At 68.7% G+C, this 16,993-nt stretch carries 15 protein-coding genes, 1 pseudogene and 1 riboswitch; all 16 genes and pseudogenes read right to left on the bottom strand.

Translation table 11 applies throughout. The annotated features are described in order from the left end of the window. Nucleotide 1: 1 nt before the first annotated feature. The 16 genes and pseudogenes from AB1824_05925 to kdsA all read right to left on the bottom strand — a co-directional run bounded on the left by AB1824_05925 (nucleotide 2) and on the right by kdsA (nucleotide 16,337). A complete protein-coding gene (locus tag AB1824_05925; protein MEW5764497.1) occupies nucleotides 2–1,498 on the bottom strand; it encodes a DUF92 domain-containing protein in 1,497 nt (498 codons plus the stop codon). Nucleotides 1,499–1,540: 42 nt separating this feature from the next. Continuing rightward, a complete protein-coding gene (lptD, locus tag AB1824_05920) occupies nucleotides 1,541–3,736 on the bottom strand; it encodes an LPS assembly protein LptD (protein ID MEW5764496.1) in 2,196 nt (731 codons plus the stop codon). After that, a complete protein-coding gene (gene amrB / locus AB1824_05915) occupies nucleotides 3,733–4,563 on the bottom strand; it encodes an AmmeMemoRadiSam system protein B (GenBank protein ID MEW5764495.1) in 831 nt (276 codons plus the stop codon). The genes lptD and amrB overlap by 4 nt, the downstream gene beginning before the upstream one ends. A gap of 102 nt (nucleotides 4,564–4,665) precedes the next feature. Beyond that, a complete protein-coding gene (locus AB1824_05910) occupies nucleotides 4,666–5,934 on the bottom strand; it encodes an MgtC/SapB family protein (GenBank protein ID MEW5764494.1) in 1,269 nt (422 codons plus the stop codon). Between the two features lie 121 nt (nucleotides 5,935–6,055). Then, nucleotides 6,056–7,612 (bottom strand): annotated as a pseudogene (gene thiC, locus AB1824_05905) (phosphomethylpyrimidine synthase ThiC). A 48-nt stretch (nucleotides 7,613–7,660) separates the two neighbouring features. Further along, a riboswitch (TPP riboswitch) is annotated at nucleotides 7,661–7,780 on the bottom strand. A 340-nt stretch (nucleotides 7,781–8,120) separates the two neighbouring features. Further along, the gene (locus tag AB1824_05900) at nucleotides 8,121–8,930 is read right to left on the bottom strand and encodes a 50S ribosomal protein L11 methyltransferase (protein ID MEW5764493.1); all 810 of its coding nucleotides are present in this window, start codon (nucleotides 8,928–8,930) and stop codon (nucleotides 8,121–8,123) included. Between the two features lies 1 nt (nucleotide 8,931). After that, nucleotides 8,932–9,633, bottom strand: a complete 702-nt coding sequence (locus AB1824_05895; protein MEW5764492.1) for a hypothetical protein — start codon at nucleotides 9,631–9,633, stop codon at nucleotides 8,932–8,934. 18 nt (nucleotides 9,634–9,651) lie between these two features. Then, nucleotides 9,652–10,428 (bottom strand): type III pantothenate kinase, encoded by a 777-nt coding sequence (locus AB1824_05890; protein MEW5764491.1) that lies wholly within the window; start codon nucleotides 10,426–10,428, stop codon nucleotides 9,652–9,654. Beyond that, nucleotides 10,425–11,237, bottom strand: a complete 813-nt coding sequence (locus AB1824_05885; protein ID MEW5764490.1) for a biotin--[acetyl-CoA-carboxylase] ligase — start codon at nucleotides 11,235–11,237, stop codon at nucleotides 10,425–10,427. The genes AB1824_05890 and AB1824_05885 overlap by 4 nt, the downstream gene beginning before the upstream one ends. Continuing rightward, nucleotides 11,234–12,082, bottom strand: coding sequence for a carboxylating nicotinate-nucleotide diphosphorylase (gene nadC, locus AB1824_05880; GenBank protein MEW5764489.1), 849 nt, complete (start codon nucleotides 12,080–12,082; stop codon nucleotides 11,234–11,236). Before nadC ends, AB1824_05885 begins: the two co-directional genes overlap by 4 nt. Next, nucleotides 12,067–12,339 carry a hypothetical protein gene (locus AB1824_05875; protein ID MEW5764488.1) on the bottom strand — a complete coding sequence of 91 codons (273 nt, stop codon included), beginning with the start codon at nucleotides 12,337–12,339 and terminating at the stop codon, nucleotides 12,067–12,069. The genes nadC and AB1824_05875 overlap by 16 nt, the downstream gene beginning before the upstream one ends. A gap of 38 nt (nucleotides 12,340–12,377) precedes the next feature. Then, nucleotides 12,378–13,553, bottom strand: coding sequence for a tetratricopeptide repeat protein (locus tag AB1824_05870; GenBank protein ID MEW5764487.1), 1,176 nt, complete (start codon nucleotides 13,551–13,553; stop codon nucleotides 12,378–12,380). Beyond that, nucleotides 13,553–13,903, bottom strand: coding sequence for a LapA family protein (locus AB1824_05865; GenBank protein MEW5764486.1), 351 nt, complete (start codon nucleotides 13,901–13,903; stop codon nucleotides 13,553–13,555). Before AB1824_05865 ends, AB1824_05870 begins: the two co-directional genes overlap by 1 nt. Then, nucleotides 13,896–14,462 (bottom strand): HAD hydrolase family protein, encoded by a 567-nt coding sequence (locus AB1824_05860; protein MEW5764485.1) that lies wholly within the window; start codon nucleotides 14,460–14,462, stop codon nucleotides 13,896–13,898. The genes AB1824_05865 and AB1824_05860 overlap by 8 nt, the downstream gene beginning before the upstream one ends. Before the next feature lie 76 nt (nucleotides 14,463–14,538). Beyond that, complete coding sequence (locus tag AB1824_05855; GenBank protein ID MEW5764484.1) at nucleotides 14,539–15,498, bottom strand: KpsF/GutQ family sugar-phosphate isomerase; 960 nt, start codon at nucleotides 15,496–15,498, stop codon at nucleotides 14,539–14,541. Further along, the gene (kdsA, locus tag AB1824_05850) at nucleotides 15,495–16,337 is read right to left on the bottom strand and encodes a 3-deoxy-8-phosphooctulonate synthase (GenBank protein ID MEW5764483.1); all 843 of its coding nucleotides are present in this window, start codon (nucleotides 16,335–16,337) and stop codon (nucleotides 15,495–15,497) included. Before kdsA ends, AB1824_05855 begins: the two co-directional genes overlap by 4 nt. Between the last annotated feature and the right edge of the window lie 656 nt (nucleotides 16,338–16,993).

Below are 16,993 nucleotides of genomic sequence, written 5' to 3'. Positions count from 1 at the left end.
TCTACCTCCAACCATGAAATAGCCATGCGTTCCACAGGGCCGCGGGCGCCCAGGTGAAGGCCCCGGCCATGGCCCCGATCAGAACGTGGACCACGATTTTGGAGACGAAGTCCCGCCCCGAGTTCCACTCGTTGACGACGGACTCGGCCAAGAACCAGAGAAGGGCCGCGAAGGCGATGGAGGCGAAGGGGAACCAGAACCAGGTCCCCACGAGAGGGAAGGGGCCTGCGTGCCCCAAGGGCCCGGAGGGCTCCAGGAGAAGGGCGTACGCCAGCGCGACGGCCGCCAGGGCCGCCATGCCGGCCGCCGTGCCCCGGAAGGACAGGGCGCCGGCGGTGCCCGGAGGAACGGGACGGCGGGCGAGAAGGGCGAAGGTCCGGCCGCGGGCCGTCTTCCCGAATTCCGAGGCCACCGTGTCCGCGGCGTAAACGGCCAGGGCCGCGGCGAAGGCGGGGGGGGAAATCCAGGCGAAGACGGCCGGCATGAACCCCTTGGAGAAGACCGATCCGGTCCCGCGCCGGCCCCCGTCGGCCTCCGCGATCCCCCGGTCCTCCTTGATCCGGCGGCCGAAGTAGGTGCTGAAGTGGGCCAGGAAGTAGAAGAGCAGCAGCAGGGAGAACCCCCTCCATCCTCGCGCCGCCAGCACGGAGAGACCCGCGGCCGCGCCGAAGAGGAACCCGGTCCCGTCGACCCAGCCCTTTCGCAGGGCCGTTCCGGCCAGGGCCAGGTTTGCGATGGCCAGAGCGAGTAAGCCCAAGAAGGTCGGAGTACCCAAACCCTCCGAGATGGCCCGGCCCAGGGCGCTTGAGGCGAGCCATCCCGGGGCGAGGCCCGGGAGGAAGGCCAGAACGGACCAGGCGGCCAGGGGCACCGTGAGGTTGTCGTCGAATTGGCCCGGGAGGGATTCCACCACCGCCGCCACGGCCGAGGCGGTGGCGCAGAGGCCCCAGAGGAGACCGGGTGTCCAGGGAAATGGACCCGCGCCCTCCAGAACGAACCGGAAGAAAGCCTGCGACGTGGCCGAAGCTACGATCCAGAACCCGGCGAGGCCGGCCCACGTCTTTTTCGGGTTCCAGGGCAAGCGGGGGCCGCCGAGAAGGATGCCGCAGAGGGCCCCCGAGGCGTCGCCGAAAGCCAGAACGGCCCAGGCCGCCGCGGCCACGGCCAGACCCGCCCGGCGGTAAAAGGCGAGGGCCTCCCCGGGAGGTAGGGAAAGGTCGGCGAGGTCCGGCGTGATGGGGAGGAGCGCCCCAAGGAGGATCAGCGCCAGGACGACGGCGGGATACCCGACCATGCCCGTGTAGCCGCGGGCCTTTTCCTCGGGCCTCTCCAGCTTTTTTCGCCCGTACAAAGGGAACAGCCAGAGGTTGTGGGCGAGGGCGGCCAGGGCGCAGAGCGCCGCCTGCCAGGGCGTGAGCCACCTCAGGCACAGCGCGAAGAGCCCCATGCTCATGTGGAGCACCTTGCGTGCGATCTCTCGCTGGGTGTCCGGATTCATGTCCCCCCGTCCCGGGAGCGGCGCGCGGCCCCGCGTCCTGCGTCAGTACGCCGCCGTTCCGCCGTACAGGTCCACCACGGTCCCCGCTCCCTTCAAGCTGACCAGGAGGCGGTAGTTGGTGTCCCGGAAACTCCCGATGGTCCTCCGGCCCGCCTCGAAGCCGATGGAGTAGCAAGAGCCCCTGTACCAGAAAATCAGGCGCAGGTTGCGCCAGTCATGGTCGCGCAGGTCCCGCTCGAGGACGGGATTCAGCGTGATCCGGTCCTCCAGGAGGTCGAGGTAGGCCGCCAGCCGGAGCTCCTCGGCGGCCGACGCGGTGGGGTCCGCGCCCAATGCGCCCGCCTTGAGGTAGGTGACGCGGACGAAGGCGTCTTTCTCCTTCTCCTTGGGCCTGTACGTCACCGAAAGGGACTTGGAGGCCAGGCGGCGGGCCAGGGGGTTGTAGCTGAGGCGTAGGTCGCCGCTCCACGTCTCCAGCGGCCAGAACCGGACCGCGAGGACCACCGGCGACCGCGGGCTCGAACGCCCGTCCAGGTAGGTCAGATCCCCATTCAGGCGCCAGCTCTGGTACAGCTCCGCGTCCAGGCGGAGGCTTCCCTTCTTCCCGTAGATGCGGTTCCGCAACCCGTACTTGAAGAGGTCCAGGTCCAGGCCCACCTGGTCCACCTCGTCGTAAAGGGGCAGCCGGACCGCGTCCCTGTCCCCGGAGATGTAGGTGTAATTGAGGAAAGGCTCCACCACGTGCTTGAACCCCGAATCGAACCGCCTGAACAGCCTGGGGCCAGAAACGTCCAGCGAAGCCCGGGCGTACGTCCGCCAGAGGTCGCTCCCTTCGGGCCCTCCCGTCACGGGGTCCACCCCTTCGCCGTAGTAGGTGGCCCGTCCCTCCACCCTGGGGGTGAAGTCGAGCCAGGGGGCGGGGTGCAGGGGCCATTCCACAAACGGGTGGAGGTCGGCGCGCCCGTAGTCCATGGAGTTCTTTCCCGGGTTCGCGGCGGAGCTCCCCGCGACCCACTCCTTGTGGAGGGCCCCCAATGAGGTCTCGAAGCCCGCGTACAGGCTCCGGCCGAGGGGTTGGAGGCTGGAGCGGAATTCCACGAGGGGGAGAGCCCGCTGGATCAGGTCGCGGTCTTCGGTGAAATACTGGCGGCGCCTCTCGACCCTCGAAAGGAGGGAGTAGGCCCCACGCCTCCACCCGAGAAAGATCCGGGAGTCCGTTCGGGAGAGGGTGCCTCGGGTGTAGTCCCTTTCGTACTCCTTGGGAAAATCGATGTCCGAGAGGAGGTTCACGTCCGCCACGGCGTACCAGCCCCTGCGGAAATCCTGGAGGTGGCTCCAGGTCGCCTCCCACCGCCTTCTCCCGTCGCTGTCCTGGCGGATATGGTAGGCCCTGGCCCACCCGTAGGACCGCTCGGTGAGGGCGTAACGGAACTCGCTCCCCACGCCCCAACCTTCCTCCTCGTACCAGTCCGCGAACAGGGTCTCGTCCCACCAGTCCCTCGGGGCCAGGTAGAGGGCCGTGCTCACCGTGGCTCCATGGCGCGAACTGCTTCCGACGTCCGGGATCAAGAGGCCCGTGGATCTCTCGGGCTTGAGGGGCCAGACCACGTAGGGGAGGTACAGAGCGGGGACCGTTCGCACCCGGAACCGCGGGTTCCGCAAGAACGCGTAGTGGTCCACGTGAAAGCGTCCCCGGGTGAGCCGGACGCTCCAGGGCGGCACGGCGGCCGTGCACGAGGTGAGGGTGCCGTCAACGACTTCGTACCAGTCGGGACCCGTTTTTCGAATCTCGCTGCCGGTCACGGTGAAATCGCCGTTCTTCTGGAGCCCGTATGCGTCCCTGACGGATCCGGTGGCCGAATTCAGGTCGTATTCGAGCACCGACCCCGAAACGGTGAAATCTCCGAAATCCACGGCCACCGCGCCCTCGGCTCGGACTTTCCCGGCTTCCGAATCGTACGTCACGGCGTCCGCCGTGAGGAGCATCTCGCCGAAAACGAACCGGACGTTGCCCTCCGCGAGGAAAACCCCGGGAGAAACGGTCGTGATCCGGTCGAAGGTCAGAAGGTACTCGGGCTCCGTAGGGACCGAGGGACTTCCGGGAGGGGCGGGAGCGGCGGATTGGGCCGGCGGCTTCTGGGCGGGCGAGGCTTTGGGCCGCCAGGGAATGGGCGTGATCTGGGACCGGGCCGGCACCGCGGCGGCGATGAGACAGACCGCGAGGAGGATGCGCCTCACGCTGCCTCCCTGAAGATCCGGACTCCGGCGTAGGATACGACCTGGTCCTCGTCCCCGGTCACCATGCCCGAGTGGGTGTAGTCCACGACGTCGGCGGCGTTGGCGCCGAGCAGGCGGGCGGCCGTGAGGGCCGCCACGGCGGGCGCGAAACCGCACATGGAAATGTCGTGTGCCAGCACGGCTCGGTGGAGGCCCTCGGCATCGATGGACCGCACGGCGTCCAGGGCGAGGTCGTCCTTGTCGCGGTTGGTGCGGGCGTCCTCGTAGTGGTTCATGTCGGTGGAGACCACGATCGCCGCCGGGTCGTCCAGGCGGGCCAGGGCCCGGGCGATGCCTTCGCCCAGGCTCCGCAGGACGTGAAGGTCATGGATGCCGACGGCGACGGCCGAGACCCGGACCCCGGGGACGTACACCTGGAGGAACGGGATCTGAACCTCGACCGCGTGTTCTTGCAGATGGGCCCTTTCCTCCGGCTCGAGCCCCCGAACTTCGCTGAGGAGAAGCCCGTTGAGTTCGGCGTCCACCGGGCACTCGCCCAGGGGAGTCAGCCAAGCCCGCCCCGGGTAGAGGGACAGGGGCGAACCCAGGCCTGTGTGATTCGGACACAGGATGAGGATCCTCTCCGGGAGCGACGAGGCGGCGTAGGTCTTCCCGGCGGTGGACCCGCTGTACAGGTACCCGGCGTGAGGGACCAGCAACGCTGTGGGGCGGACGGGGGGTAGGGTGCGGACGAGAAACCGCTCCACCGCGGTCCTCAGCTGGACCGGGTGGGAGGGGTAGAAACTCCCGGCGACGGCCGGCCTCCTCGCGGTGTATTCCGGACCCATCGGGCTCTTACCCTCCTGCGCGGCGGACGGCCCGCTCCGGGAACGATAACACCGGTAGACCCGGTAGAAAACCCCGGTCCTCCACGCCAGATGCCCCTCAGGTCATTCAATCCAGAGCAGGGGGAGAAGGCCCGCGGCCGCCAGAAGAGTAAGGAGAGCCAGGGCGGGCAGGCCCGTGGGTCGGTCCGAAAAGGCGTAGGCGTAGATCCCCTTGGCGATGTTGTTGCTGGATGCAGCGATCACGATCCCGGCGCAGGCCACCTCAAGGGGGGTGGCCGTCCCCGCGGCGCTGGTCAGCCCCATGATGAAGGGGTCCACGTCCGTCACGCCCATGACCAGGGCCAGAAGGTACAATCCGCTCCTGCCCAGGGATTCGAAGACCAGCTCGGAAATCACCAGGACCGCCACGAAGATGAGGGCAAAGAAGAACGCCGCGCGAAATTCCAGGGGGTTGCGCGCGGGGTCCGGAGGCTCCTGGGCCTCCTTGTCCCGGCGTTCCATCCGAGCCCAGACCAGCCCGCCCAGGATCGCCAGGGCCGCGAGGATCAGGAAGGGGGCCCGGATCTGGCGGGCGAGTGCCCCGTTGAAGGCGGCCACGAGGACCACGATGCGCAGGTACATGAGTCCGGAGGCCAGCAGGATGGAGCCGGAGTACAGCCGGGAGAGGCGGTTCCCGCGGGACTTCTTGGCCAGCACCACGGTTGTCACGGTGGAGGAGTAGGCTCCCCCGAGGACGGCCGAGAGCAGGACCCCTCCCCGGCCTCGGGTAAACCTCTGGATGACGTAGCTCCCGTAGGAAACGGTGCTCACCGCCACCACCACCATCCAGAGTTTGAAGGGATTGACGGCGAAGGGGGTGAAAGGCTGGTTGGGCACCACGGGGAGGATGACAACCGTCAGCAGGAGGAACTTGGTGAAGGTCACGACCTCCTCGGGAGGGAGCCGCCTGGAGAGCCCCTCCAGGGCCTGTTTGAGTTCGAGGAGGAGGAGGCTGAGTACCACCAGGGTCGAGGCGATCCAGAACAGGTCTCGGTAGACCAGGACCCCGACGACGAAGGTCATCAGGCCCGAGATTTCCGTCGTGACCCCCGCCTCATCCGACGCCTTGAGCTTGTGGAGGTAGGAGGCGAGCAGGAAGGAGCCGACCACCGCGAAGGCGAAGGCCAGGGGCAGAAGCTGTTCGCCCGAGACGAGGGCCGTCGCGTACCCCAGGAGGCCGATGAGGGGGAAGGTCCGCACGCCGCCGAAGACGTAGTGGCCCGCGGTCCCCTTGCGCTCCTCCCGCTCCAGGCCGATCAGGAAGGAAAGGAAGAGCGTCAGCAGGACCTTGAATCCTTCGGGCGGAAAGAGCTCGGCCAGTTCCTTCCACATGAAAACCCCCTGCCTCGTTTGGCTTCATCCTAACGCTCGGGGGCTCCAAGGTAAAGCCCGCGGGAAGCCGGTTGATCCAGCCGCCCCGAAAGGTCATTCACTCGTCTTCAGGCAGGCCCCCGCTGATCCGCATGGCGCAGTACTTGGGCCCGCACATGGAGCAGTACCGCGCATCCTTGTCGGACGGGGAGGGGAGGGAGGCATCGTGCATCGCCCGCGCCGTCTCGGGGTCGAGGGCCAGGGCGAACTGGTCCTCCCAGCGAAAGGCGTAGCGCGCGCGGGACATGGCGTTGTCCCATTTCCGGGCGACGGGGTGGCCCTTGGCCAGGTCGGCGGCGTGGGCCGCGATCTTGTAGGCGATCACGCCCTGCCGCACGTCCTCGCGGTCCGGCAACCCCAGGTGCTCCTTGGGGGTTACGTAGCAGAGCATGGCCGTGCCCAAGGCGCCGATGACGGCTGCACCGATGGCGCTCGTGATGTGGTCGTATCCCGGGGCCACGTCCGTCACGAGGGGCCCGAGGGTGTAAAAGGGGGCCCCGTGGCAAAGGTGTTCCTCCCTCTCGACATTCTCGGCGATGAGGTGGAGGGGCACGTGGCCAGGGCCCTCGATCATGACCTGCACATCCCTCTCCCAAGCCCTGCGCGTAAGCTCACCGAGGGTCTCCAGTTCGGCGAACTGGGCCGCGTCGTTGGCGTCGGCGATGGAGCCGGGCCGGAGCCCGTCCCCCAGGGAGAGGGCGACGTCGTAGGAGGCGGCGATCTCGCAAATCTCGTCGAAGTGCTCGTGGAGGAAGTTCTCCCGGCGGTGGTGGAGGCACCATGAGGCCAGGATCGAGCCGCCCCTCGACACGATCCCCGTAGTGCGCGAGGCGGCCAGAGGCACGTGGGCGAGGCGCAGGCCCGCGTGGACCGTCATGTAGTCCACCCCCTGCTCGGCCTGGTCCACCAGAGTCTGCCGGTAGACCTCCCAGGTGAGGGCCTCGGGGCTTCCTCCGACCCGTTCGAGGGCTTCGTAGATGGGGACCGTGCCGACGGGCACGGGGGCGTTGCGCAGGATGCCCTCGCGGGTCGCGCGCATGGCCGGGCCCGTGGAGAGGTCCATCACCGTGTCGGCTCCCCACCGGATGGACCAGGCCATCTTCTCCACCTCCTCTTCGAGGCAGGAAGCAACGGCCGAACTGCCGAGATTGGCGTTGATCTTCGTGAGGAAGCGCCTTCCGATGACCATGGGTTCGACTTCGGGGTGGTTCGGATTGGCGGGGAGGATGGCCCTCCCGGCGGCGATCTCCTCCCGGACCACCTCCGGCTCCATCCCCTCGCGGACGGCGGCGAACATCATCTCGGGGGTGACGGTTCCCGCCCGGGCATAGGCGAGTTGAGTGACCCGCCGGCGGGCGGCCGCCACGAGTCCTCCGGCCTTCGAGCGGACCGTGTCCTCCCGTTCGGCGATCCATCCGCGCCGGAGGGTCGGGAGGCCCTGGGCGGGGTCGAGGGAAACCTCGGGATCCGTGTACGGCCCCGAGGAATCGTACAGTAGGACCGGCTCGGCTTCCCCCGATGGACGGATCTCGCGAAAGGGAACCCGCACGTCCGGCCGCGGCCCCTCGATGTAAACCTTGCGGCTGCCCGGCACAGGGCGGCCCTTTCCGAAAGCGGAAAAACGGTCTTGCGCGTCCATGGCGCACCTCGCTGGCGAGCGGCGTCGCCTTCAGGTCAGGGGAGGAGGGGAAAGGGACCGTTGCGCTCCCTACGCCAGCATGACCTGGGTCAGGTTCGAAGGGACCGTCCGGCCGGGGTGCTCCCCACGGACGTCTCAGCGGCTTCGGCCGCGCCCCCAGCAACGCCTTCAGAATAGGCGCGGCGGCGCGGGTCGTCAAGCGGCCGAATTTCCCACTCGGGAAGTCAAGTTTCATCCGCTACGCCAGGTTCGGCCCGATTCGGCACGATATACAAAGGCTCCTGCGAGTCGATACGGCGCGCTCCCGTGTGGGCTCTTCAAACGCGCGTGAGCACTCGCTTTCGTCGGCCAGACTTTTCCACGAATCGTGTGGAAAAGCCTCTGGAAAACCCTGTGGAATCTCCGAGAACTCCGTGAAAAGAGAGGGGATCCTGCTCCTTGCACAGCCCTTGGGCAATGTTTTGAATCGCTATATATAATAATGTAATATAGCCATCGCGATGGGTCGCTACGCGGGCCGCTCCAGGACGAAGGTCCACCACTCGCCGTCGGTCCGCCTCTCGATCACCCGCAGACCGGAAGCGGCGGATAGGACGGCGTCCCCCTTCTCCAGGAGAATTCCGCTGAGGATGAGCCTCCCGCCGGGCGCCGTCCTCGCGAAGAGGTGCGGCAGAATCTCCACGAGGGTCTCCGCGAGGATGTTGGCGAGGACGACGTCGTATTGGCCCCGCGCCGACTCCACCCCTCCCACGAAGGCGGGAAAGGGCGTGCCGTTGACGGCGGCCGTTTCGGACGCGACCCGGACCGCCAGGGGGTCCACGTCGCAGGCCCAGGCTTCCTTCGCGCCGAGGAGGAGGGCCGCCGCGGCGAGGATTCCGCTCCCGCACCCCACATCCAGCACACGGGCGCCGGCGGGCATCCAGGATTCCAACGCCCTGAGGCAGGACGCCGTGGAATAGTGCTCGCCGGTCCCGAAAGCGCATCCGGGCACGAGCCGAACCGCCGCGCGGCCGGGCCAGGGGTTGGGAGCTTCCAGGGCGGGCAGAACGGCCAGCCTTCGGCCGAGAGCCATGGGCTTCAGTCCCGCCTGGTATCGGGCCACCCAATCCACGCCTTCGCGCTCCTGCCAGGCGCACCGCACGCCGGCCTCGGCGGCCTCCAGGGACTCCCCAAGACCGGCCACGGGCGCTTCGAAGTAGGCCTCCCAGTGCCGCGGGTCCCGTTCCCACACCCCCGCGGTCCCCGCGTCCCGGAGCCCCTCCGCTACGCGCTCGGTCAGGGGGCGGGAGCCCCGCACGACGAGGACGGCGTCGCCCATTTCACTCCTCCAAATACAGGAGAGAGAGCCGCTCCAACCCCCAGTGGCGGAGGGCGGAGACGGCCGCCAGACGGTCGAGGGTCTGCCGGAGGACCCTCGGCTCCAACGCGTCGGCCAGGTCCCCGAGGCGCTCTCGGGCCTCGGCGCGCCAGGCCTCGGCCAGGTCCGGGGGGCCGTCGAGGAGGGCGAGGCGAACGAGTTCCTGATCCAGGGGGGAGAGGGCCGCTTCCAGGCGCGCCTCGGATCCGCCGGCCTCGGCCTTCAGTTCGCGCAACTCCGCCGCCGCGACCTCCGCGAAGCGGCAGAGAACGGGTGCCGAATCCCTGAGGCCCGGGCGCTCGAGAAGGGCCTCCAGGTTCCGGGCGCGGGATTCGAGGAAGGCCGCGATGCGCTCGGCGGAGGGAGGCGCCGCCTCCACGCCGGCGGCACGCCCCACGGCGGCCTGCCTCCTTGCCGCCAGGGCCTTCGCCACGTCCCTCTCCGCGAAGGAAAGGCACACGGCGTGCCGGGAGGGAACCTTTCGCCGATCGAGGCGCTCGAAGTACGCCGCGATGCCGGCCTCGACGGCCTCGGCGGGAACGCCGGAGGCGAACCACTCCACCGCCTTCTCGAAGTCCAGCGGCGAAAGGAGGAGCGGCGCGCCCCTCCTCCGTCCGAAGGCCGCTTCGATCCGGTCGAAATAGGCCCGGATGTTCTCGTCCATGGTCCGCCGCCTCGGCGGCTACGCCCCCTCGCGCACGTTCATCTCGTACAGAATCCGAAGGCCCTCGAGGGTCAGGTTCTCGTTCACCGCGTCGATGGAGGGGCAGTCCTTCACGATGACCGGCGCGAGCCCGCCCGTCGCCACCACCGAGCGGACGGTCCCGAACTCCTTCTTCATCTTTCGGATGATGCCCTCCACCAGACCCACGTAGCCCCAATAGAACCCGGACTGCATCGAGGTCACGGTGCTCTTGCCGATGACTTTCTTGGGGCGCGCGATCTCCACCTTCGGGAGCTTGGCCGCCTTTTCGAAGAGGGCCTCCGCGGAGATGGAAAGCCCGGGGGCGATGACCCCCCCGAGGTAGTTTCCCCCCTCGCCCAGCATGTCGAAGGTCGTCGCCGTGCCGAAATCCACCACGATGGCCGGACACTCGCACGAGGCGTAGGTGGCGACGGCGTTGACGATCCGGTCGGCGCCCACGTCCGAGGGGCTGTCGTACAGGATGTGGATCCCCGTCTTGATGCCCGGCGCCACGAAAAGGGGATCGCGATGGAAGTAACGGCGGCTCATCTGCCGGAGAGGGGCGTCGAGGGGCGGCACCACGGAGGAAATGGCCACGCCCGATACCTCCTCCAACCGGAGGTCGTTGTGGTGAAAGAGATTCTGCAGGAGGGCCCCCCACTCGTCCTGGGTCCGGTGCCTCGCCGTGGAGAGCCTCCAGGACAGGACGAGTTCGCGCCCCCTGAAGAGCGCCACGTTGCTTTGCGTGTTTCCCACGTCCATCACGAAGATCATGGCCGCCTCCTCAGACGCTCGACGTCGCCGAAACGCACGCGCCTTGCCTCCCCCGCCACTTCGAGCACGAGCTCCCCTTCGGGTCCGATCGCCAGGAACGGCCCGACGGCCGTCTCCCCGCCCGCCTGGACTTCCAGCATATCCCCTTCCCGGTGGATCCAGAGATCGCTCACGGACTGGAGGAGCCCCTGGCCGCCTTCAAAGCCATCTTCCAGGAGGGGCTCCATTCGATCGAGGAGGTGACCGACCAAGACCTCCAGGGTGGGGGAGGACCCTCCCAGGGATCGGATCGAAGCCGCCCGGTCCCGCAAGTCCGCGGGCCAGTCTCTCTCCTCCTGGAGGAGGTTCACCCCTGCGCCCAGCACGAGTCCCGAGTGCTCCTCGCCCTTCCACGCGGCCTCCATCAGCGCGCCCGACACCTTCCGCCCCCCCACCAGGACGTCGTTGGGCCATTTGAGGGCGGCCTCCAGCCCGCAGAGGTCCCTCAGGGTCCGGGCCACGGCGGCGGAGGCCGCCACGGGAAGCAGGGAGAGGGAACCGGCCTTCCCCTCCGGGGGCCAGAGGGCGACGCTCAGGGCGAGGGCCGCTCCGGGCGCTGCGATCCAGGCGCGCCCATGGCGACCCCGCCCGCTCCTCTGGTCGTCCGTATAGAAGGCCGCCCCGTGCGCCTCGGGCCCAAACCGGGACAGGTGGCGCCTCGCCTCGTCGTTCGTGGATTCCACCGTGCCCACGAAGAGGCAGGGGCGGCCCAGCCAGCGCGTGGTGAGGGACACCGGCGGGCGGGGGCAGGCGCTGGGGGGGGCGGTCATGGCGCCGGTTCGATCTCCAGGGAGAGGTCCACGGCGCGCGCGGAATGGGTCAGGGCGCCCGACGAGATGAAGTCGACCCCCGTTTCGGCCACCGCCCTCAGGCGTCCCGGACGCATGCCGCCGGAGGCCTCGAGGAGGATTCCGGGAGGCCGCATCCGGGCGGCTTCCCTCATGTCTTCATCGGACATGTTGTCCAGGAGGATGAGATCCGCGCCCGCCGCCACGGCCTCCTGGAACTGCAGGAGGGTGGTCACCTCCACTTCGACCTTGAGCAGGTGGCCCGCGTGAGCCCGCGCGCGGCGCACCGCTTCGCCGATGGAGCCAACGGCCGCCACGTGGTTGTCCTTGATGAGGATGCCGTCCGAGAGGCCCATCCGGTGGTTCATTCCCCCGCCCGTCCGGACGGCGTACTTCTCCAGCGCCCTCATGCCGGGCGTGGTCTTGCGGGTGTCCAGGAGGCGGACCGCGCGGCCGGCCACCTCGTCCACGCAGGCCCGGGTGAAGGTCGCGATCCCCGAAATGCGCTGGAGCAGGTTGAGCGCCACGCGCTCCGCCAGGAGAAGGGACGCCAGAGGGCCTTCCACTCGGGCCACCACGGTCCCCCCGGGAACGCGGGCGCCCTCCTCCGCGAGGGCCTCGACGGCGCATGCCGGGTCGGCGAGGCGGAAGGCGCGCAGGGCCGCCGGCAGGCCGCAGACCACGAGCTCCTCCTTGGCCAGGACCGATCCGCGCCCCCGTCCCGAGATGCACAGGGCCTCGGTGGTGCGGTCTCCGTCGGGGGCGTCCTCCCTCAGGGCCGCGAGGAGGAAGGCGTCCAGGGCCTGGACGCTCAGACCGCAGACCACGCGACCCTCCTGAGGCCCGTGAAGCCGTTCTGGTGGAACCAGGAGAGGATCTGCGGCTCGGCGCCCTCGAGGGCGAAGCGAACCGTCTTGTCCTGAGTCCGGATCGTCAGGGTTTCCTCCCGGATCTCCGCCCGGACGGAGCCCGGAGCCAGGTGAAACGCGGACCGGAGGAGTTCGGTGGGGTCCCCCGCGGCGAGGCGCCCGCGGAGGGGGAGCGCCACCTCCGCCAGAGAACGAAAGTCCCGTCTCGCCCGCATGCCCGCCTCCCGATCCGTGGGACGGTGTCCCCCGGGTGTCAGCCTTCTCCGTCCACGAAGGAATTCCACTCCTTGCAGTTGGGGCAGCGATGGAGGATCTCCAGCGTCTTGTACCCGCAGGAAATGCAGACGTAGGCGTCCATCATCTGCTCGCTGCCGGCGAGCGCATCGGCCCACTCCTTGACCAGGGATGGATCCACGGCGCCCCGCCGGCTGAGGTCCCAAAGGGTCTTCTGCACCAGGCGGGACCGCCCGAAGTGTCGAACGAGGTGGCGGGTGACGGCCGCCGCGGGCTCCCTTCGCTTCAGGTCGAGGAACTCCTGAAGCTCCTGAAGAAGGGCGCGCTTCTGTCCCTGCTCGTGACCCAGGCGGTGAAGGGTGTCCAGGTAGCCGCCGAGGTCCTGGCGTTGGGCGTAAATCTCTCGCAGGAGGGAAAGGAGCATGAAGGACTTGTGGGGGGTCTCCCGGAGGGCCCGCTCGACGGTCTTGAGGGCCCGGTCCGCCTTGTTCACCTTCAGGTACAGGCGGGCCAGGAAGATGGTGGCCGTCGTGTTCTCGGGATACAGGCGGAGGGCCCGGTGGAGCTGCCAGGCGGCCCGCAGGTGGAGCCCCGATTCGGCCAGCCTCTGCGCCTTCTGGGCGAGGAGGAAGGAGAGCGTCTTGGGGTCCTTCTGATGGCGCACCTTCTGAAGCCGGACGGCGTACTCGTAGGCCTCCCCCCACTCGCCCAGGTCCTCCGAGAGCTTCACGAGGAAGGCGAGGGCGTCGGGGTCCCGGGGATGGAGGGCCAGCGCGTCCCGGAAGGTCTTCACGGCGCGGTCCATGAGCCCGCCGGTCTTGAAGTCCATGCCCAGCGCGTTCAGGGCCAGAACCCGCTCCTCCTCGCTCAGGGAGGCGCGCGTGAGGAGGGACTGGTGGACCCGTATGGCCCGGTCTATCTGGCCCCGCTGTCGGTAGAGATTCCCCAGGGCGAGGTACACCTCCACGGGCTCGGTGGAGACCTCCACGACCTTGGTGAGGTGGCGGATGGAGTTCTCCACGTCGCCCGTCAGCATGGCATACATGCCGCGGATGTAATGCAGGGAGCGGCGGGCGTCCTTCCCGTCTCCGGTGGGCCGGCGGAACAAGGGGAGCCGCGCGCCCAGGAAGAGCCCCAGGAGAAAGACGAGGATGAAGGTGGCGAGGACCCAATTCGGGATGCCGAAGGCCTTCATCACGGCCGGTATTCCTCCTCGACGGCCTTCTCGCCGAGCAGCCCGTCGCGGATGGGAAGGTTCCGGAGCTGGTCCACCTCCTGCTCCAGATCCCGGATGCGCTTGCGCAGCTCTCGGGCGCGGAGGAAGTGGTCCACCTGGTCGAGCATGCCCACGAACCAGAAGACCAGGAAGGCGACGACGAGGGGGAAGATGAGCAGGACCGGCAAGGGGACGCTCTGGAATTCGATGACCCCGGGGATGAGGACGAAGACCGTGGAAAGCTGGCGGTTGCCCACGCTCAAGGCGAACCAGGCGAGGATCACCAGGGCGATGATCAGCCACTTCAGCGTGCCGAGGAGATTACGCATCCGGCCTGCCCTCCCAGAACATGCGCTCGATCCGGTCCAGCCCACCCCGGGCATCGAGCAGTAAGTCCACGAACTCCCGTACGGCGCCTCGCCCCCCGGGGGCCGACAGGACGACATCGGCGTGCCGCTTCACCAGGGCGTGGGCGTCGGCCGGACACGCCGAGACGCCGACCCGCGCCATGACGGGCAGATCCAGAACCTCGTCGCCCACGTAGGCCGTCTCGGCGGTCGAGCACCCCGCCTCCCGCACCAGTTCCGCGAGGGCCGGCACCTTGTCCATGGCCCCCTGCCGCACGAGGACCACGCCCAGCTCCTCGGCCCTCCTCGTCACGATGTCCGAGGTCTTGCCCGTGATCAGGCCCACCTCCAGCCCCAGCTTCCGGGCCATGTAGATCCCGGCTCCGTCCTTCACGTCGAAACGCTTCCACTCGTCGCCGCCGTTGGCGAAATAGAGGCCCCCGTCGGTGAGGACGCCGTCCACGTCGAGAAGGAGGAGCCTCACGTTCCTCAGGCGGTCCTTCAGCGGCTGGGGCAGAGAGTCCAGACTGGAGACGGTCATGGCTTCGGGCGCTCCGTGCCGGGTCAGAATAGCACGGGGTCCTTCCCGCGGGAAGAGAGAGGCGCCTGGGCCCCCGTCAGATCAGTTGCAGGCCCCACAGGTCGTGGAGGTGGAGGAGCCCCGCCACCCGGCCCGCGTCGTCGGCCACGACGATGGAGGTGATCTTGCGGCTCTCCATGATTCCGAGGGCCTCCACGGCCATGGCGTCGGGAGAAATGGTGAGGGGGTTCGCGGTGGCGCACTCGCCCGCCGTCATGGACAGGAACGCGCCGCCGTGTTTCTCGATGAGGCGGCGCACGTCCCCGTCGGTCAGGATCCCAGCCAGGCGGCCTCGCCCGTCCGTCACGAGCGTGACGCCGAGCTTCTTGGAGGAGATCTCGTAGATGGCGTCCTTGACCGGGGAGTCGGGCGCCACCCGGGGCACTTCCGTTCCCGTATGCATGAGTTCCCTGACCCGCATGAGGCGCTTCCCCAGTTTCCCCCCGGGGTGGAGGCGGGCGAAGTCCTCGGGTTTGAACCCGCGCCTCTCGATGAGGGCCGCCGCGAGGGCGTCGCCGAGGGCGAGCTGGGCCGTGGTGGAAGCCATGGGGGCGAGCCCCAGCGGGCAGGCTTCCTGGTCCACCGCTACCGTGAGGTGGAGGTCCGCCGCGCGCGCCAGGGTGGATCGGGGGCTGTCGGTCACGGCCACGAGGGCGGCCCCGATGCGCTTCACGTAGGGCGCCAGGCGCACCAGCTCCTCCGTCTCCCCGCTGTTGCTCAGGGCGAGGACCAGATCCGACCCCTTCACCATCCCGAGGTCGCCGTGGAGCGCCTCGGCGGGGTGAAGAAAGAAGGAAGGGGTGCCCGTGCTCGCCAGGGTGGCGCTGATCTTGCGGGCCACCAGTCCGCTCTTGCCCATCCCCGTGACGACGACGCGGCCTGGGCACGCCAGCACCCGCTCCACGACCTTCGTGAAGGTGTCGTCCAGGCTGTCCCTCAGCCGGATCAGGGCCTCGGCTTCCAGGGTCAGGACTCTCTTCGCTCCGCTCAAGCTCATTCCGGTCTCCTGGCCAGATCGAAGAACGCCGCGATGTGTCGGGCCAACGCCGGGAAACGGTCCAGCGGCAAGGCGTTGGGCCCGTCGGACAGGGCGCGCTCGGGCGCCTCGTGGACCTCGAAGAAGAAGCCGTCGGCCCCCGCCGCCGCGGCCGCCCGCGCGAGCACGGGCGCGAACTCCCGTTGGCCGGACGACTTTCCGCCGCCCCCGCCGGGCAGCTGCACGGAATGGGTGGCGTCGAAGATCACCGGGAAGCCGAAGGAGCGCAAGATCGGGATGCTCCGCATGTCCACCACGAGGTTGTTGTAGCCGAAGGTGGCCCCCCGCTCCGTCAGGAGGATCCGGTCGCATCCCGAAGAGGTGAGTTTTTCCACGGCGTGGGCCATGTCGTAGGGGGAGAGGAACTGTCCCTTCTTCACGTTCACGACCTTGCCCGTGCGCGCCGCGGCCACCAAGAGGTCCGTCTGGCGGCAGAGGAAGGCCGGGATCTGGAGGACGTCCACCACCGCCGCGGCTTCCTCGGCCTGCCACGCCTCGTGGATGTCGGTCAGGACCGGAAGCCCCGTCTCCCGGGCCACCTCCGAGAGAATCCGCAGGCCCTCCTCGGGACCCGGCCCGCGGAAGGACGAAAGGGAGGTCCGGTTGGCCTTGTCGTAGGAGGCTTTGAAGACGAGCGGTAGGCCGAGGGTCCGCGACCACGAGGCGAGCTGGAGGGCGACGGCCCTCGCGTGGGATTCGGACTCGATGACGCACGGGCCCGCGACGAAAAAGGGCCGTCCGCCCCCGGCGGTCACGCCCTCCCCGATTTGGATCTGCCGAACCTCCGGCTCCTTCCTCATCTCTCGCTCCATGCTCGCACAGCATAGCACCTCCGTTCTTCAGGACAAGGGGCCGCGCGGGCGTCTCCCGGCCCCATGGCCCTCCCGCCCCCGGCCTCGAACTCCTGTTCATTGCTTTCTAGCGGGCGAGGGCACAGGCCCCACGGCTTCAGCTGTTGCCCTTGTCTCCAAATCCGAGATCCCAAATCCCAAATGCCCCTTGTTCCTCCCGGCCCGGCGCCTTCGGCGCCTCCTCCGGGGCTTGTCCCGTTCCGTCGAAGCGCACGCGCCTCTCCGTCCCGGCCCTTCGCCCCGTCCGCCCTTCGGGAGGGCCGGGTGCCGCGTCCATGTGCAACCCTACCTTCGACGAGGCCCTTCGGGGGAACAGCGCTGGGTCTTGGTTCCAGGGAGCCCCGGCGGGGTGCCCTTCGAGGAAGCCCCGGATGGGCCGCCGACGGCGACGGCCCTATTGCGGCGTCAGGCTTCGGCGCCCGCATCCTCAAAGAATCCGGGGTCAGGTCTTGTGTTGACATATTGTATTCGAATTCCTGCCCCGCGGGTTTCCCCTGAGGGGGCATCCCGGCATGCTTGTCTTTTTTGAGAATGAGCCCAGTGGGCCCAACCTGGGATCTGGGGGCGCAGGCGTCGGGGCATCAGGCTCCGCGGGAAAAAATCCG

It is taken from the genome of Acidobacteriota bacterium, assembly GCA_040752915.1.
Taxonomy (GTDB): Bacteria; Acidobacteriota; UBA4820; order UBA4820; family DSQY01; genus JBFLVU01.
Note: the sequence above shows the minus strand (reverse complement) of the source record. Positions and strands in the feature narration are given on the sequence as shown.

Coding starts and splice junctions, on each gene's coding strand:
- AB1824_05855 (MEW5764484.1), bottom strand. CDS start 15,498: ATGAGCTTGAGCGGAGCGAAGAGAGTCCTGACCCTGGAAGCCGAGGCC.
- AB1824_05885 (MEW5764490.1), bottom strand. CDS start 11,237: ATGACCGCCCCCCCCAGCGCCTGCCCCCGCCCGCCGGTGTCCCTCACC.
- AB1824_05925 (MEW5764497.1), bottom strand. CDS start 1,498: ATGAATCCGGACACCCAGCGAGAGATCGCACGCAAGGTGCTCCACATG.
- AB1824_05870 (MEW5764487.1), bottom strand. CDS start 13,553: ATGAAGGCCTTCGGCATCCCGAATTGGGTCCTCGCCACCTTCATCCTC.
- AB1824_05860 (MEW5764485.1), bottom strand. CDS start 14,462: ATGACCGTCTCCAGTCTGGACTCTCTGCCCCAGCCGCTGAAGGACCGC.
- AB1824_05895 (MEW5764492.1), bottom strand. CDS start 9,633: ATGGACGAGAACATCCGGGCCTATTTCGACCGGATCGAAGCGGCCTTC.
- kdsA (MEW5764483.1), bottom strand. CDS start 16,337: ATGAGGAAGGAGCCGGAGGTTCGGCAGATCCAAATCGGGGAGGGCGTG.
- AB1824_05875 (MEW5764488.1), bottom strand. CDS start 12,339: ATGCGGGCGAGACGGGACTTTCGTTCTCTGGCGGAGGTGGCGCTCCCC.
- AB1824_05865 (MEW5764486.1), bottom strand. CDS start 13,903: ATGCGTAATCTCCTCGGCACGCTGAAGTGGCTGATCATCGCCCTGGTG.
- AB1824_05890 (MEW5764491.1), bottom strand. CDS start 10,428: ATGATCTTCGTGATGGACGTGGGAAACACGCAAAGCAACGTGGCGCTC.
- AB1824_05900 (MEW5764493.1), bottom strand. CDS start 8,930: ATGGGCGACGCCGTCCTCGTCGTGCGGGGCTCCCGCCCCCTGACCGAG.
- amrB (MEW5764495.1), bottom strand. CDS start 4,563: ATGGGTCCGGAATACACCGCGAGGAGGCCGGCCGTCGCCGGGAGTTTC.
- AB1824_05910 (MEW5764494.1), bottom strand. CDS start 5,934: ATGTGGAAGGAACTGGCCGAGCTCTTTCCGCCCGAAGGATTCAAGGTC.